At 58.4% G+C, this 14,815-nt stretch carries 16 protein-coding genes; 7 read left to right on the top strand and 9 right to left on the bottom strand.

Going from position 1 to position 14,815, the window contains the following annotated elements; all coding sequences use genetic code 11:
* The first annotated feature begins 58 nt into the window (after positions 1–58).
* Genes CR254_RS03625 through CR254_RS03610 form a run of 4 tightly spaced genes read left to right on the top strand, consistent with a single transcriptional unit; the run spans position 59 to position 3,453 of the window.
* Entirely contained in the window at positions 59–934 is an 876-nt protein-coding gene (locus CR254_RS03625; RefSeq protein ID WP_097928431.1) for a metal ABC transporter substrate-binding protein, read from the top strand.
* Positions 931–1,791, top strand: a complete 861-nt coding sequence (locus CR254_RS03620) for a manganese/iron ABC transporter ATP-binding protein (protein ID WP_097928430.1) — start codon at positions 931–933, stop codon at positions 1,789–1,791. The genes CR254_RS03625 and CR254_RS03620 overlap by 4 nt, the downstream gene beginning before the upstream one ends.
* A complete protein-coding gene (locus tag CR254_RS03615; RefSeq protein ID WP_180955871.1) occupies positions 1,775–2,626 on the top strand; it encodes a metal ABC transporter permease in 852 nt (283 codons plus the stop codon). The genes CR254_RS03620 and CR254_RS03615 overlap by 17 nt, the downstream gene beginning before the upstream one ends.
* Positions 2,626–3,453 carry a metal ABC transporter permease gene (locus CR254_RS03610; RefSeq protein WP_097928428.1) on the top strand — a complete coding sequence of 276 codons (828 nt, stop codon included), beginning with the start codon at positions 2,626–2,628 and terminating at the stop codon, positions 3,451–3,453. Before CR254_RS03615 ends, CR254_RS03610 begins: the two co-directional genes overlap by 1 nt.
* Here CR254_RS03610 and CR254_RS03605 read toward each other — a convergent pair.
* The 5 genes from CR254_RS03605 to CR254_RS03585 all read right to left on the bottom strand — a co-directional run bounded on the left by CR254_RS03605 (position 3,450) and on the right by CR254_RS03585 (position 9,452).
* On the bottom strand, positions 3,450–5,780 hold the full coding sequence (locus tag CR254_RS03605) for a mechanosensitive ion channel domain-containing protein (protein WP_097928427.1): 2,331 nt from the start codon (positions 5,778–5,780) through the stop codon (positions 3,450–3,452). The two genes, CR254_RS03610 and CR254_RS03605, sit on opposite strands and share 4 nt — an antisense overlap.
* A gap of 63 nt (positions 5,781–5,843) precedes the next feature.
* Positions 5,844–7,070 carry a multidrug effflux MFS transporter gene (locus CR254_RS03600; RefSeq protein WP_097928426.1) on the bottom strand — a complete coding sequence of 409 codons (1,227 nt, stop codon included), beginning with the start codon at positions 7,068–7,070 and terminating at the stop codon, positions 5,844–5,846.
* A gap of 75 nt (positions 7,071–7,145) precedes the next feature.
* Positions 7,146–7,841, bottom strand: a complete 696-nt coding sequence (locus CR254_RS03595) for a D-lyxose/D-mannose family sugar isomerase (protein WP_097928425.1) — start codon at positions 7,839–7,841, stop codon at positions 7,146–7,148.
* Between the two features lie 145 nt (positions 7,842–7,986).
* A complete protein-coding gene (locus CR254_RS03590) occupies positions 7,987–8,640 on the bottom strand; it encodes a peroxiredoxin (RefSeq protein ID WP_097928424.1) in 654 nt (217 codons plus the stop codon).
* A 65-nt stretch (positions 8,641–8,705) separates the two neighbouring features.
* A complete protein-coding gene (locus CR254_RS03585) occupies positions 8,706–9,452 on the bottom strand; it encodes a M48 family metalloprotease (protein WP_180955870.1) in 747 nt (248 codons plus the stop codon).
* 158 nt (positions 9,453–9,610) lie between these two features.
* Between CR254_RS03585 and CR254_RS03580 the strand changes: the two genes are divergently transcribed.
* Positions 9,611–9,973: a BrnA antitoxin family protein gene (locus CR254_RS03580; RefSeq protein ID WP_097928422.1), complete on the top strand. Its 363-nt coding sequence runs from the start codon at positions 9,611–9,613 to the stop codon at positions 9,971–9,973.
* 40 nt (positions 9,974–10,013) lie between these two features.
* Here the strand turns inward: CR254_RS03580 and CR254_RS03575 are convergent, their stop codons facing one another.
* Positions 10,014–10,493 carry a GNAT family N-acetyltransferase gene (locus tag CR254_RS03575; protein ID WP_145996695.1) on the bottom strand — a complete coding sequence of 160 codons (480 nt, stop codon included), beginning with the start codon at positions 10,491–10,493 and terminating at the stop codon, positions 10,014–10,016.
* A gap of 462 nt (positions 10,494–10,955) precedes the next feature.
* Complete coding sequence (gene ettA / locus CR254_RS03570; protein ID WP_097928420.1) at positions 10,956–12,611, bottom strand: energy-dependent translational throttle protein EttA; 1,656 nt, start codon at positions 12,609–12,611, stop codon at positions 10,956–10,958.
* Between the two features lie 153 nt (positions 12,612–12,764).
* Between ettA and CR254_RS03565 the strand changes: the two genes are divergently transcribed.
* Positions 12,765–13,166 (top strand): hypothetical protein, encoded by a 402-nt coding sequence (locus CR254_RS03565; RefSeq protein WP_097928419.1) that lies wholly within the window; start codon positions 12,765–12,767, stop codon positions 13,164–13,166.
* 130 nt (positions 13,167–13,296) lie between these two features.
* Positions 13,297–13,899 carry a nicotinate-nucleotide adenylyltransferase gene (locus CR254_RS03560; protein ID WP_097928418.1) on the top strand — a complete coding sequence of 201 codons (603 nt, stop codon included), beginning with the start codon at positions 13,297–13,299 and terminating at the stop codon, positions 13,897–13,899.
* Here CR254_RS03560 and CR254_RS03555 read toward each other — a convergent pair.
* Both CR254_RS03555 and CR254_RS03550 read right to left on the bottom strand, forming a co-directional pair.
* Positions 13,896–14,306, bottom strand: a complete 411-nt coding sequence (locus CR254_RS03555; RefSeq protein ID WP_097928417.1) for a (R)-mandelonitrile lyase — start codon at positions 14,304–14,306, stop codon at positions 13,896–13,898. The two genes, CR254_RS03560 and CR254_RS03555, sit on opposite strands and share 4 nt — an antisense overlap.
* 60 nt (positions 14,307–14,366) lie before the next feature.
* Entirely contained in the window at positions 14,367–14,786 is a 420-nt protein-coding gene (locus CR254_RS03550) for a tellurite resistance TerB family protein (protein ID WP_097928416.1), read from the bottom strand.
* Between the last annotated feature and the right edge of the window lie 29 nt (positions 14,787–14,815).

Here is a 14,815-nt window from a genome sequence, read left to right as displayed (position 1 = left end):
GCATTGACATGCTGTTGGAACCGCCTAACGTCGCCTCAAATGCTTATTGGAGGTTCTAATGTTTACTCGTTTTACGCTAATCGCTTCGCTGCTATTCCCTGCCATCGCGCAGGCGCAGGAGTTCAAGGTTGTCACGACCTTCACCATTATCGCCGACATGGCGCGCAATGTTGCGGGGGATGCGGCAGAGGTGCACAGCATCACGCGCCCCGGGGCGGAGGTGCATTACTATCAGCCAACGCCGCGCGATATTCTGAATGCACAGGATGCCGACCTGATCCTGTGGAACGGCCTGAATCTGGAACAGTGGTTCGAGCGCTTCTTCCAAAACCTTGATGAGGTGCCACAGGCAACGGTGAGCGACGGTGTTGAGCCGCTGGGCATCGGCTCCGGTCCCTATGCTGGCCTGCCGAACCCGCATGGCTGGATGTCACCGGTCAGTGCCATCATCTATGTCGAGAATATCCGTGATGCGTTGATGGAGCATGATCCGGACAATGCCGAAACCTACAGCGCCAATGCCGACACCTATATGGCCGAGATCGAGGCGATGGTGCAGCCGATCCGCGACAGTCTGGCCGATGTGCCCGAGGATAAGCGCTGGCTGGTCACGTCCGAGGGCGCGTTTAGCTACCTCGCACGGGATTTCGGACTGAAGGAGCTGTATATCTGGCCGATCAATGCCGATCAGCAGGGCAGCCCCCAGCAGGTGCGTGATGTGATTGATGCCGTGCGTGAGCATAATATCGGCGTCGTCTTCTCGGAAAGCACGGTGCCTGACGATCAGGCACGTCAGATCGCACGTGAAACCGATGCGGAATATGGCGGCGTTCTGTATGTGGACAGCCTCAGCGAGGCGGACGGCCCCGTGCCAACCTATCTGGACCTGCTGCGCGTCACATCTGCGACCATCGCAACGGGGCTTACCGAATGAAGGATGGATCAGCATTAGGCCTGTCGGTCACGGATTTATCCGTGACCTATCGAAACGGGCACAATGCCCTGCGGGATGCGAGCTTTGCCATTCCCGCAGGGTCCATCACCGCGCTGGTCGGGGTGAACGGATCGGGTAAATCAACGCTGTTCAAGGCGTTGATGGGCTTCGTTCCAGTCTCGGACGGATCGGTGCGGATGTTCGGCGGTACTCGGGATGAGGCGCTGAAACGCAACCTCGTGGCCTATGTCCCACAGGCGGAGGAGGTCGATTGGGACTTCCCCGTTCTGGTTGAGGATGTCGTGATGATGGGCCGCTATGGCCGCATGAACTGGTTACGCATTCCCCGTGCGGCTGATCGTGACGCCGTGCGTGATGCACTGGCCCGCGTTGGCATGACCGATTTCGCAAAACGTCAGATCGGTGAGCTGTCGGGTGGCCAGAAAAAGCGTGTATTCCTCGCCCGTGCCTTGGCGCAGGAGGGGCAGATCATTCTGCTGGATGAACCCTTTACCGGTGTTGATGTCACGACCGAGGATCAGATCATCGCCCTGATGCGTGAACTGCGCGACGAGGGGCGGGTGATGCTGGTTTCCACGCATAACCTCGGTTCGGTTCCTGATTTCTGCGACCGGACTGTGCTAATCAACCAAACCGTTCTGGCCGCCGGTCCGACCGCGGAGGTGTTCACAGCCGAGAACCTGCAAAAGGCCTTTGGCGGGGTGCTGCGCCACTTCGTTCTGGGCGGCGCGGATCTGCACCATGATGACGACCATGACGAGCGGCACGTTACCGTCATTTCGGATGATGAGCGGCCCTTCGTTATCTACGGGGAGCGTGATGGAAGTGCTTCTTGAACCCTTTACCTATGGCTACATGGTCAATGCCATGTGGGTTAGCGCGCTGGTCGGCGCGATTTGCGCGTTTCTAAGCGCGTTCCTGATGCTCAAGGGCTGGTCCCTGATCGGTGACGCACTAAGCCACGCCATCGTGCCCGGTGTGGCCGGTGCGTATATGTTGGGGCTACCCTTTGCGTTGGGGGCGTTCCTGTCCGGCGGCTTGGCTGCGGCGGCGATCCTGTTTTTTCAGGCCCGCACGCGGCTAAAGGCGGATGCGGTGATCGGCCTGATTTTCACCAGCTTCTTTGGCTTGGGGCTGTTCATGGTTTCGCTCAGCCCGACCAGTGTGAATGTGCAAACCATTGTTATGGGCAATATTCTGGCCATCACGCCCAGCGATACGGCGCAATTGGCCATTATTGGCGTGGTGACGCTGGTGTTGCTGACGCTAAAATGGCGCGACCTGATGCTGACCTTTTTTGATGAGGCGCATGCCCGCTCGATCGGGCTGCACACTGTGGCCTTGCGGGTGATGTTCTTCACCCTGCTGGCGGCGTCTACGGTTGCTGCGATGCAGACGGTTGGCGCGTTTCTGGTGATTGCGATGGTGGTGACACCGGGAGCGACGGCCTATCTGCTATCGGACCGGATGCCGCGGATTATCCTGATTTCCATCGCTATCGGTGCCGGGTCCAGCTTTGCCGGTGCCTATCTCAGCTTCTTTCTGGATGGGGCGACGGGGGGCATCATTGTCTGCCTGCAAACATTGGTCTTTCTGATCGCATTTGTATTCGCACCAAAGCATGGATTACTGGCCGCCAAACGGCGTGCCCGAATGGCGAGGGCTGCGTGATGGATTGGACAACTCCTTTTATCTTCGATTTCATGCAGCGGGCCTTTGTGATCTCGGTCCTGATTGCGGTGCCGATGGCGATGCTCAGCTGTTTTCTGGTGCTGCGGGGGTGGTCGCTGATGGGGGACGCGATTTCCCATGCGGTGCTGCCCGGGATTGTTCTGGCCTATGTAGCGGGTATTCCGCTGGCTGTTGGGGCGTTTTTCGCGGGCATGTTCTGCGCGGTGTCGACCGGATGGTTGAACCTGAACAGCCGCATCAAGGAGGACACCGTGATGGGTGTCGTCTTTTCCGGCATGTTCGGGTTGGGGATCGTGCTGTTCGCGGCGGTGCCGTCAAACCTGCACCTGGATCACATCCTGTTTGGCGACATGCTGGGCATTGGCTGGTCCGATATCGGCTGGACCGGACTGGTCGCAATTGTGATCACGCTGGCGTTGCTGGTGCTGCGTGCGGACCTGATGGCGCTGATCTTTGACCCCGCCCATGCACAGGCAATCGGCCTGCCTGTGCGTGCATTGCATTACGGTCTGTTGGCGATGATTTCGTTGAGCGTGGTTAGCGCGCTGACGGCAATCGGGATCATCCTGGCCATTGGGCTGTTGATTGCGCCGGGGGCGATTGCGTTCCTGTGGACGCGCCGTTTTGGGCCAATGTTGGCCGTGGCTACGGGTGTTTCAGTGGTGGCAGCGGTTTCCGGGGTGTATCTAAGCTTCTGGCTGGACAGCGCGCCCGCACCCACGATCATCCTGTTGCTGACGGCGACATTCACCGTCAGCTTTATCATTACCGTGCGCCGCGACCGCCGCGCACGGCAGGCCGCTTAACGCGGGGCGTCATCGCCGCTGGGCGCATCATCGGATTCAGGCATCGCCTTATGCGGGTCTGTTTCCGGTGCGACCTGCGCGGCAGGAGGATGATCGGCGCTCTCACCGCTGCGGGCATGTTCCACAACCTCACGCAGGACGCGCATTGGTGGTGCCTTGCCTTGCTTATCCTCACCGAAATAGATTGTCTGATGCGGGAACGGGATTTCGATCTCACGCTCATCAAAGACACGTTTCAGGATCAGGTTATAGGCACGCCCGATGCCCCACTGCTCGCCCGGAATCGTCTTGATCCGCGCACGCAGCACAATCGCACTGTCGCCAAAGCTGTTGAGGCCGAACCATTCCAGATCACCCAGAATGTTGCGCCCGTGCTCGCTTTTCTTCAGCTCAGCAAAACCTTCGAACATAGCCTCACGCGCATCGTCGATATTCTCACGATAGGCGATGCCCATGTCGCAGACGAAATACGAGAATTCGCGCATATAGTTCGACACCAGATCGACCGAGGAAAACGGGATGATATGAAACACCCCGTGCACATCGCGCAGCGAGACTGAGCGCACGGTCAGCCTCTCCACCGCGCCGGTGATGCCGCCCACCTCGATCACGTCGCCCACGTTGATGGCATTCTCGAACTGGATGAACACGCCGGTGATGATGTCCTGCACCATTTTCTGCGCACCAAAACCGATGGCCAGACCCAGCACACCAGCCGAGGCGAGCAGCGGGCCGATGTTCAGGCCCAGCTCACTCAACACAATCATGATCGTGATAATCAGCAGGGCAATCGTTGCCGCATTGCGCAGCAGGGTTAGCAGTGTTTTCTCACGCGCGGTGGCGGGGCGGCCAAAGTCGGGGTTCAGCCGGAATTCCACCCATGAGCTGAGCACCAGCCACATCGCAAAGGCCACCGTCGTGATCAGGATCACGCTGACCGCACTGGTCAGAACCAACGTGCCCGTATCGGTGCTGAGCCAATAGACCGTGTCGAATACGCCAAACTCATCCAGAATGACCGCCAGCACGACGATGAACATCACAGTCCGTAGGGCCTTTAGCATACGCGGGACAAAGGAGTTCAGGCGTCCCTCCAGCAGTGGGAATCGCATTTTCCAGCTATCCGGCAGGCTAACCCCTCGCGCAATTGCGCCAGTCAGGAACTGCACCGCCATCATCGCAATCAAAACAGTGCCAAGGATCAGGCCCGTGCTGCGCAAGAGCGGGATCAGCACGCCGCCCGGACGTGTCGCCACAATCGCCAGCAGCCCCAACAGATAGACGGCTACAGGCAGTGGCCATAGAGCGACAAAACTGTGGACGAAGCTGCGCCCGCCCTCGGTCTCTGGCAACATCCAGTTGGTGATATTGCGGTGATGGATCGCCAGCATGACCAGCGCGCTCAACACAACCGCAATGGACAGAACGGTGCCAAAGGCGCTGCCGGCCAGCACCGATGCGTTGGCGTTGACCAGTGGTACAACCAGCATCAGCCCGTAGCCCAGCAGCGATGTGCAGGTGGTCAGCCACCGTGCCAGAATGCGCGCACCCCGATCGGGCAGGTGTACCAGCCGCAGCGTGGACATGCGCGGGGACAGAACAGTGCGCACGGCAATCTTACTGATTTCGACCAGCAGAAACGCATTCAGATACAGCGCTTGTGTGTCACCAACACCGGTTGCACCGCGGACAAAGGCGATTTGCAGGCCATAGCCAACAGCCCACGCGACCAGAACGATCAACATATCCTTGAACGCGGCGAGCAGCGCATAGCCGAACAGCAGCGCCGCATGGGAATCGTCCACGCGCCGCGCAATGCGTGTATCCAAGCGGCGACCAAAGAAGCGCAGCGTCAGGAACACCGCATAGGTCATCAGCACAACGAAGAGCAGCTCCGACAAAGCGGCCATCAGGACAAGCTCGTCAAAGGCCGCCAGCGACCGTTCCAGCACCGTAGGCAGGTGGCTCATGCCCAGCGACAGGCTGTCGAGTGAGCGTCCGAGATCCTCGGCCACTGAGGTTGTGACATTCGCGATCTGACGCCCGACAGAGATCTGTGCCTCGGGGATCGGCGCGGGTTGCGAGGCGTCAGGTGTGCCGTCTTGCTCCGCCGCGCTTAACCGTTCCGTCAGTTCCTCCAACACACCGGGATTGCTGAGGAGTTGCAGCAGCGCGTCAACCTGCGTTGCGGCGGTTTGCTCGGTTTCCTCCTCGGTCGTGGTGTCCTCGGATGTGGTGGATAGGCCCGGTATGATCTGGGCGTATAGCGGCTGAGTCAGGAAAACGCTGAGCAGCAGGAAGGCTGCGAGGCGTGCAAAATGCATCATTCGGTCGGTCTCTCAGATGGGACGTTTGATCGGTGTGTACCGTTCTAAACGCGCCCACGCCACCTAACGTTCCGCGTCAGTTCCACGGCTGAGCAGGCGCCCCTTTTCCGTCACCAACAAAATAGCCAGTGTTACCAAGCCGCAAAAGACGTAACCCACGCTCAACGGAACGATCGTATCATCAAAGGATTGACCGATAGCCGACCCGATCAGCGTGCCCATCGTTACCGTGATCGCACCGATCAGCGAGGATGCCGTGCCCGCAACATGGCCCTGCGGCTCCATCGCCAATGCGTTGAAGTTCGAGAAGGTCAGCCCGACCATCAGCATCATGAACGACAGCAGGATCAAGAACGGAATCAAAGTGATTGTTGTCGCGGTCAGGAACAGGATGACCGCCAGCGTCAGGAAAATCAGAACCGCGCTGTGGCTTAGAAACCGCATGCCCCAACGTTCCACCAGCCATGCGTTCAGAAAGGACGAAAACGCGATGCTTCCCGCGATCACAGCAAAGACGACGGGGAACATATTGCCCAGCCCCATTACCTCACCCAGTACCTGCTGTGCGCATGTGACAAATCCGAACAGTGCGCCCATGAATGCGCCCGCCGCCAAGGTATATCCCATCGTCATGCGTGAGCCGAGGACGGAGCGGAATGCCTCGACAATTGCGGGGATGCGGATCGGGCGGCGATCCTCAACAGCCAGTGTTTCAGGCATCTTGGTTCCGCAAATCCACGCCATCACAACGGCGTATAGCGCCAGAACCCCGAATACAGCCTGCCATGGTGCGATCAGCAGGATGCCCTGACCGATGCTGGGCGCCATAACCGGAACCGCCATAAAGATCGTCATGCTGAGTGAGATTACCTGCGCCATTTGCCGACCGGAATAGCAATCGCGCACCACAGCGGTGCTGATAACCCGTGGCGCGGCGGAGGCGATGCCCTGCACCACACGTGCGGCCAGCAGCATCTCGAAACTGGGAGCGATAATGCAGGCCAGTGCGGCCAGCGCATAGGCGACCAGTCCGAACAGCAGAACCGGCTTGCGGCCAAAGCGGTCGGCCAGCAGGCCAATGAACAACTGCCCGCCACCAAAGCCCGCCATATAGGCCACGATTACAACCTGTGCGCGATTGGGATCATCCAGACCGAACGCTTGCCCGATGGCGGGCAGGCCCGGAAGCATAATGTCGATGGCGAGGGCGTTTAGCCCCATCAGCGCCGCGACCATCGCAACGAACGCGTTAAAACCTAGCGGAGCATGGCGCGGGCTTACATCTGTCATGAAACTGTCCGGTCAGGAGGGGAAGAAAGGTCAGTTCCTTCCACCTATTCCTTGCAACCGCAGGTGTCGAGAGCCTCAGCCCCGTTTAACCCAATCGTCATAATCAGCGACCAGCAGGTGGGTTGGTGCAACGTCTTCTTCAACCTTGGCAAAACGGCCAATTGGTTCGCGGAAAATATTATCGGTCAGGTCGTCATTTACTGTCGAAACCTCTCCGATCAGCACATCGCCGCCCTCACCCCAAAAGGCATGCCAGTCGCCGGGGCGCAGGGTTACGCTTTCCCCCGGGGCCAGCATCAGTTTGTCACCGGGGGCCAGTGTGCGCGCAATGCCGTCACAGGCCACTGTGCAGCCGCGATCCCCAGCAAAGCCGCCCTTATCGTCGCTGCCGAACAGCTCGATCACCAAGGTCGCGCCGCCCTTGTTGATGATGTCCTCGACCTTGTGAACATGGGTGTGCATCGGGCTAAGCTGATCCTGCCGCGAGATCATGATCTTTTCAGCGTAGAGCATACCGGTGCCGCCATCACGCTCCGACAGATCGCCATTGCGGGTGGTGAACAGGAACAGGCCCATTTCGTCAAAACGCCCGTCACCGTAATCGGTGATGTCCCAACCCAGTCGGCGGTCCATGATCTGTCCCGCATCGGCATTGATCCGCGCCACCAGATCATCTGGCGACCAGTTGGCAAAGCCCGGCAAGTGCTGGCCGTGTTGCGCGATGAACGCTGCGCCATCTGCGAGGATTTGGTTGATTTGCGAACGTTTCATGGCGAACCCCGATTATGTATTTGTTCTGGCGGAGCTAGTGTTTTCTGCCGCATGGCGTCAACGAAACAACACCGAAACCACGGGGCTGCATGCATGAAAAAGGGGACCAGAGGCCCCCTTGATCCGTATCGTGATGAGCGGCCTATCAGCCAGGCTGCTTTGTTTTGCGCAGGTAGGGCAGGATACGCTCGAACGAGCCGAACTTCTCCGTTGCTTCGTCATCGCTGACGGCGGGCGTGATGATCACGTCCTCGCCCTGCTTCCAATCCGCCGGGGTCGCAACCTTGTGGTTCGCGGTCAGCTGGATCGAGTCGATGGCGCGCAGGATCTCGGCGAAGTTGCGGCCTGTGGTCATCGGATAGGTCAGGGACAGCTTGATCTTCTTGTCCGGCCCGATGACGAAGACGGAGCGTACAGTCGAGTTGGTCGCGGCGGTACGGCCCTCACCCGCAGTTTCCTCGGCTGGCAGCATGTCGTAAGCCTTGGCCACGGCCAGATCAGGGTCGCCAATCATCGGATAGCTGACCGGCGTGCCGGAAACCATTTCGATGTCGGCCTTCCATTTCAGGTGGTCCGAAACAGGGTCAACGGAAATGCCGATAACCTTGGTATTGCGGGCCTCGAACTGGTCGATCATGCCGGCCATCGTGCCCAGTTCCGTGGTGCAGACCGGTGTGAAGTCCTTTGGGTGACTGAACAGCACGGCATATCCGTCGCCGATCCAGTTGTGAAAGCTTACCTCGCCCTCCGTCGTGTCGGCGGTGAAGTCGGGGGCAGTGTCGTTGATGCGCAGGGACATGATGTATCCTCAATTCGTTAAAACGGCGTAAACATGACGTAAGTGCGCGGCTGTGCGCGTGCAACTCAGTTCCGCGGAATCGTCGGGGTTATGCCCTGTGCGCGCTGTGCTGCAATCAGGCGCGCTGTGGCCACAACTGTGGAATAACGCTGCGTGCCCGGTGGGTGCGTGGCGAGCAGCGAGCTGGATCCTGCGAAACGGGCGAAACTGGCCGCGCCATCAACGGGATCGTAGCCTGCGCGCTCGGCGATATAGGTGCCCAGAACGTCTGCCTCCAGTTCGAAATTCTGCGAATAGGCGCGTCCGCCAAAGGCCCCGCCAAGGTCGCTACCTGCCTGTGGATCACCACCCAAACCCGCCACGATTAGCGCACCGGCCAGCGCCCCGAGGCCCGTTTGTTGTTGTTTTCGTTGAAGATGTCCGGCGATGTGGTGGCCTGCCTCATGGCTGAGGATGAAGGCGACCTCGTTTTCGTTTCGGATTGTGCGCAGCATGGCGTGGTTAAAGGTCAGGATCGGGCGTCCATTTGCGTAGGACTGGTAGGCGTTTGGTTGGTCGCCTGCCTCAACCTGAATGTGGAAATCGCAGAAATCGCCGCCGCGGCCTGTTTCCTGCTGGCAGGCGGATTCGGCAATGGGCTCAACACGTTGTGCGACCTGGAACAACAGCGCGGTGCCCTGCGCGACCGTGCGATTGGCCGCTGGGGCCGCTGTGGCGGGCAGGGATGCGCCGCTGGCGGAGCTGGGCACGACATAGGTGGGTTCGCAGGCGGTTATGGCTAATACGGCCAGTGCGGAGATCAGGATGCGCAACGGGGTCTCCCTCTTGTTTACGAAGTGTAGAATAGCGCGTTTTTAGCTGGCTGCCATAGGGCTGCTTTGCGGCTGCTATGTGGCTGGCAAATATCTGGCAAGCAGGCATTAACCAATTTGCGCGATAGTGGAGCCTTTCAGCACAAAAGGATTATCCGATGGCCGGCGAATATTACAACTACACCGAGATCCCCGAGCGCAAAAAGACCAAGGCAGAAATCCGCAAGGAAATGGAGTTGACGATCCTGCTATCCGAGCAGAAGATCGAGATGAGCAAGATGATGAACGAGCTACAAATGATCCCGACCGAGTGGCGAGACATCGAGGGGATGTTTCCCTGCAAGCCGCGCGGCACCAAGGTGACGCTGCGGCTGGATGACGACATGGTAAAATTCTACCGCGCCATGGGCACCGGCTGGCACGCCCGCGTCAACGGGATTTTGCGCGCGTGGATGCTGGCGCGTTTGGCCAAGGTGATTGAGGGGGATGGCGACGAGGATTGGCTGGGGCGGCCGTTGTGAGGTTTTGAAAAAACCGATCCAGCTGTTAGCCATGTTTGTGCTAGTTTCTTTGTGGGTGATTTTCGAGAATTTGAATGATACTTGTCACCGGATATAGCATTTTCGGCTGTCCACCACCTTCGGAGTATTCTTTAAATCCTATCTTCTCGTAGAATTTCGTGGATTTCTCATCGAAGGATTGCACGGTTAGCGCGTAGAATCCGACATGCTCTACCATAATGCCTACAGCTGCAAATATATGATTGAGTAAATATTCGCCTAAGCCTTGGCCTTGAACGGCTAGATAGGTTAGGTTTATTGCGGGAAAAGCTGGGTAGTTGGTGGCGTAGTCTTTTTGTTTATACTTAGACGATTCTGGGATCGAATCTGACCCGACCTGCAAAGCGTAGTAGCCTATGCAATTAGGCGACCCATCAAGGGTCGCCACAACTACCTTATATTCAAGTCGTTTAGAGCGGCTTTTAGCTTTGTTTTTAAGGAAGACGTTAAGTGGATTCGCTCCGCAATCAAACCGGTTCACCACGTGCTTGTCGCTGTCGTAAGACTCTATATTCACCTGCGCGAGATTCAGAGTCTTGGGCTGCCTTGCGTTCTGCCTGAATAGCGACGTACTTCCTCCGCATCATCATAACATGCTGGTTTGGCTTGTTTTTGTTCGAGATGCTCCGAACGAACTCAGCTGCTTCGCGAGAGTTCCGAAACTTAATTTTTTGGTTGCGATTAGCCAATCTGTTCCAGAATGACATAAAATTATCGATTAGATTCATGATGCCCTCCACCTAGCTAGTCGTACATTAACCGTACACGCCATTTAATGGCATATCGTTAAAACTCAAGTACTTTTAATGTGCTGGGGTGCGGTTTGCAACCGCCTCACATTAGGTGACTTGCCTTAGCAGCATCAGTGGAATTGCACGGAAATAGAGCTCAAAAGAGGTTGCCCGAATGCCTTTTGAAAGAAACCTCTTTTGAGCAGCTTCAGTTACCGCACAAACTTCTTATGCTTCATGCGCTTCGGTTCCAACGCATCGGCACCCAGACGGCGCTTCTTGTCTTCTTCGTAGTCCTCGAAGTTACCCTCGAACCATTCCACATGTGCTTCGCCTTCGAAGGCCAAGATGTGTGTACACAACCGGTCGAGGAAGAAGCGGTCGTGGGAGATTACGACTGCGCAACCGGCGAAGTCTACTAGGGCGTCCTCTAGGGCGCGCAGGGTTTCTACGTCCAGATCGTTGGTCGGTTCGTCGAGGAGCAGGACGTTGCCGGCTTCCTTGAGCAATTTGGCCATGTGGACGCGGTTACGCTCACCACCTGACAGCATGCCGATTTTCTTTTGCTGGTCGCCGCCCTTGAAGTTAAAGGCGCTGACATAGGCGCGGGAGTTCATTTCCGCGTCGCCCAGCTTGATGATATCCAGCCCGCTGGAAACCTCGTGCCAGACGGTTGCGTCGCTATCCAGCGCGTCGCGGGACTGATCCACGTAGCTGAGCTGTACGGTGTCGCCATATTCCACGGCGCCCTCATCCGGTTGTTCCTGACCGGTCAGCATGCGGAACAGGGTCGATTTACCCGCGCCGTTGGGGCCGATCACGCCGACGATGCCGCCGGGGGGCAGCGAGAAGTTGAGGCCTTCGATCAGGGTGCGGTCACCATAGGATTTTTTGAGGTCGGTTACCTCGATCACCTTGTTGCCAAGGCGGGGGCCGTTGGGGATGACGATTTGGGCCTTGCTGATCTTGTCCCGCTCGGATTGCGCGGCGAGGTCGTTATAGGAGTTGATCCGCGCCTTTTGCTTGGCCTGACGGGCCTTGGGCGATTGGCGCATCCATTCCAGTTCGCGCTCCAACGTTTTCTGACGGGAGTTATCCTCACGCGCTTCCTGACCCAGACGTTTGGATTTCTGCTCCAGCCATGCGGAGTAGTTGCCCTCGTAAGGGATGCCGCGGCCGCGATCCAGTTCCAGAATCCAGCTGGTAATATCGTCGAGGAAATAGCGGTCGTGGGTGACGATCAGGATCGTGCCCTTATAATCCATCAGGTGCTGTTGCAGCCATGCGATGGTTTCTGCGTCGAGGTGGTTTGTCGGCTCATCCAGCAGCAGCATATCGGGCGCTTCGAGGAGCAGTTTGCACAGGGCAACGCGACGGGCCTCACCACCGGAGAGGTTCTCGACGCTGGCATCGTCGGGTGGGCAGCGCAGGGCCTCCATCGCGACGTCGATCTGGCTGTCCAAATCCCACAGGTTCGCGGCGTCGATCTGATCCTGAAGCAGGGTCATCTCGTCCATCGTTTCCTCGGAATAGTTCATCGCCAGTTCGTTATACCGGTCGAGGATCGCCTTTTTATCGGCCACGCCCAGCATCACGTTTTCGCGCACGTTCAGGGAGGCGTCGAGCTTCGGCTCCTGCGGGAGGTAGCCGACCTTTGCGCCCTCGGCCGACCATGCCTCGCCGGTGAAATCCTTGTCCATGCCGGCCATGATCTTCATCAGCGTGGATTTACCCGAGCCGTTGACGCCAACGACACCGATTTTCACGCCGGGCAAGAAGGACAGACGGATGTTCTCGAACAGCTTCTTGCCGCCGGGATAGGATTTGGACACGCCGTCCATGTGGTAAACGTACTGGTAAGCGGCCATGGGTATGCTCCGAGTCTGAATTCAGGTTTGAGGTGGAGATAAGGCGTTTAGCCTGCGGGGGCAATTGCAAGCGGTCTGTGATATTTGGTGCAGCATAGGGTCAGCCGAGTGTGCACGCTGCGCTTTAGGCGAAACAAGCATCGGAAAGTGCAGATGGCTGAATATCCCGTGGGTGAAGTTCTAATCCTCAACAATGCAGCGGCAGTGATCAGCGCGCGTTGCGTATCCTTGGTGAAAAGTAACCATGGCTATTATGATGGTTTTGGCAAAGGCGATTTTTCAACCGGCGTGCCGGTCGCGCAAGTGCTGAGCCTGAATTTGGGTATGATGACTGGCATGGGCGGTCCTGCTGATGGTCAGGAGTTTTACGTGCAGGTTTGGCCCCACGGGGTCGGGCACAATGATTGGGTCACATATACGGCGCAAACGTTCACACGATCCGGCGATGCGCATGTGTGGTTCAAGGCAACGGGCACGATTTGGGATCTGGAACTTGATATTTATCCCAGCCCTTCGGCCGAAGAATTACAACTAGCACGCACGGGGTTTGCGTAGCGGGAATACACTCAGGCACAGCGTTCCACCGTCGCATTACGCCATTCGGTTCTTTGCGCTGCGCAGGTTGACAACTGCCTGCGCAAACCCTGAAAAGCATCCATCGCAACAGGACGGAGCGCGCGACACCATGCGCATAGGGTATCCGCGCGCCGCCGACGGGCAGATTGTCGGATTGTTGGGGGGGTCGTTCGATCCGCCCCATGCTGGCCATGTGCATATCACTCGTCAGGCGCTGAAGCGGTTCGGGCTGGATCGTGTGTGGTGGCTGGTATCGCCGGGAAACCCGCTAAAGGCGGATGCGCCTGCATCACTGCCGCGTCGGGTTGCGGCCTCGCAGCAGATTATGGACCATCCGCGTGTGGATGTGACCGATATCGAGACGCGACTTGGCACGCGCTATACCGCTGAAACCATCAAGGCATTGCAGGTCCGCTATCCGCGCGTGCAATTCGTCTGGCTGATGGGGGCCGATAACTTGGCCAGTTTTCACAAATGGGATGATTGGCAGGGGATCGCGCGCGCGGTTCCTATTGGCGTGTTGGCCCGACCGGGTGAACAGGTACGTGCCGGTAAATCCCCAGCCGCCCGCATGTTTGCAGGTGCGCGGCTGGAGGAGGGCGCGGCCAGTGCGTTGCCGCACACGCCGCCCCCTGCATGGACCATGGTGACGGGACCGATGGTCGATCTGAGCTCAACCGCGATCCGCCGCGCAGGGCTGTGGGAACGTTAAGCCGCAGGTGTGCGGTTAAAGTCATCCTCGGTCACTGCCTCTAGCCATACAGTTTCGCCGTCAGGCTCCTCCTGCATCGCAATGTGGTTCATCGCCGTTGTTGGCGTGGCGCCGTGCCAATGTTCGACATGGGGCGGAATAAACACTGTGTCGCCCGCGCGGATATAGTGCGGTGCCTCACCCCGCAGGGCGATCAAACCCGTACCGGACAGCACGCGCAGAGTCTGGCCCACGGGGTGGTGGTGCCAGAATGTGCGCGCGCCCGGTGCAAAGGTCACATCAACCGACCGCAGGCTGGCCGGTGCAGGTGCGGAGATCACCGGAGAGATCAGGACAGTGCCGGTAAACGAGTTCGCTGGCCCCGAAACCCCGGGGCGGTCGCCATTGCGATGTATTATCAAGCTCATCGGATGTCCTCTCGCATTCTCAAAATATCCCCGCCGGAGGCGCACCTGCCGGCTGGATGCTTACACAGGTAGGCGCGCGTGACGGGCGCGGGCGCCGCGTTCAATCGCGGAGGCAACCAGACGGTCCACATTCATATCGTGGCGAATGATTTCCAGCAGGCGCAGCTCCTCCATCTTGACCGTGCCGTCCGCGGCCGCAACGTCACAGGCCAGTGCGTAGGCTGTTTCGTTCAGCGTGCCGGGCAGGGCGTCAGCGATCAGGCCGACCAAGGCGTCAACGCCGTCTTCGTCCTCGAACAACTCGAATACGATCTGTGCAACGGTGGGAACATGGGCTGGATCGTAGTCCTCGAACACGGGCAGAACCGCGATCATGCGGCTGATACTCGCGGTTTCCTGATCGCTGAGTGTGCCATCCGCGGCAGAGACCGCGATCATGGTTGCGACCAGCGCATCCTGTGGGCTGAGTTGTGCTGACATGGGATTCTCCTCGTTTCGCTTTGGTCCGA

The organism is Pontivivens marinum, assembly GCF_900231835.1.
In the GTDB taxonomy this organism is placed as follows: domain Bacteria; phylum Pseudomonadota; class Alphaproteobacteria; order Rhodobacterales; family Rhodobacteraceae; genus Pontivivens; species Pontivivens marinum.
The sequence above is the reverse complement of the archived record's forward strand: the minus strand, read 5'-3'. Positions and strand labels throughout refer to the sequence as shown.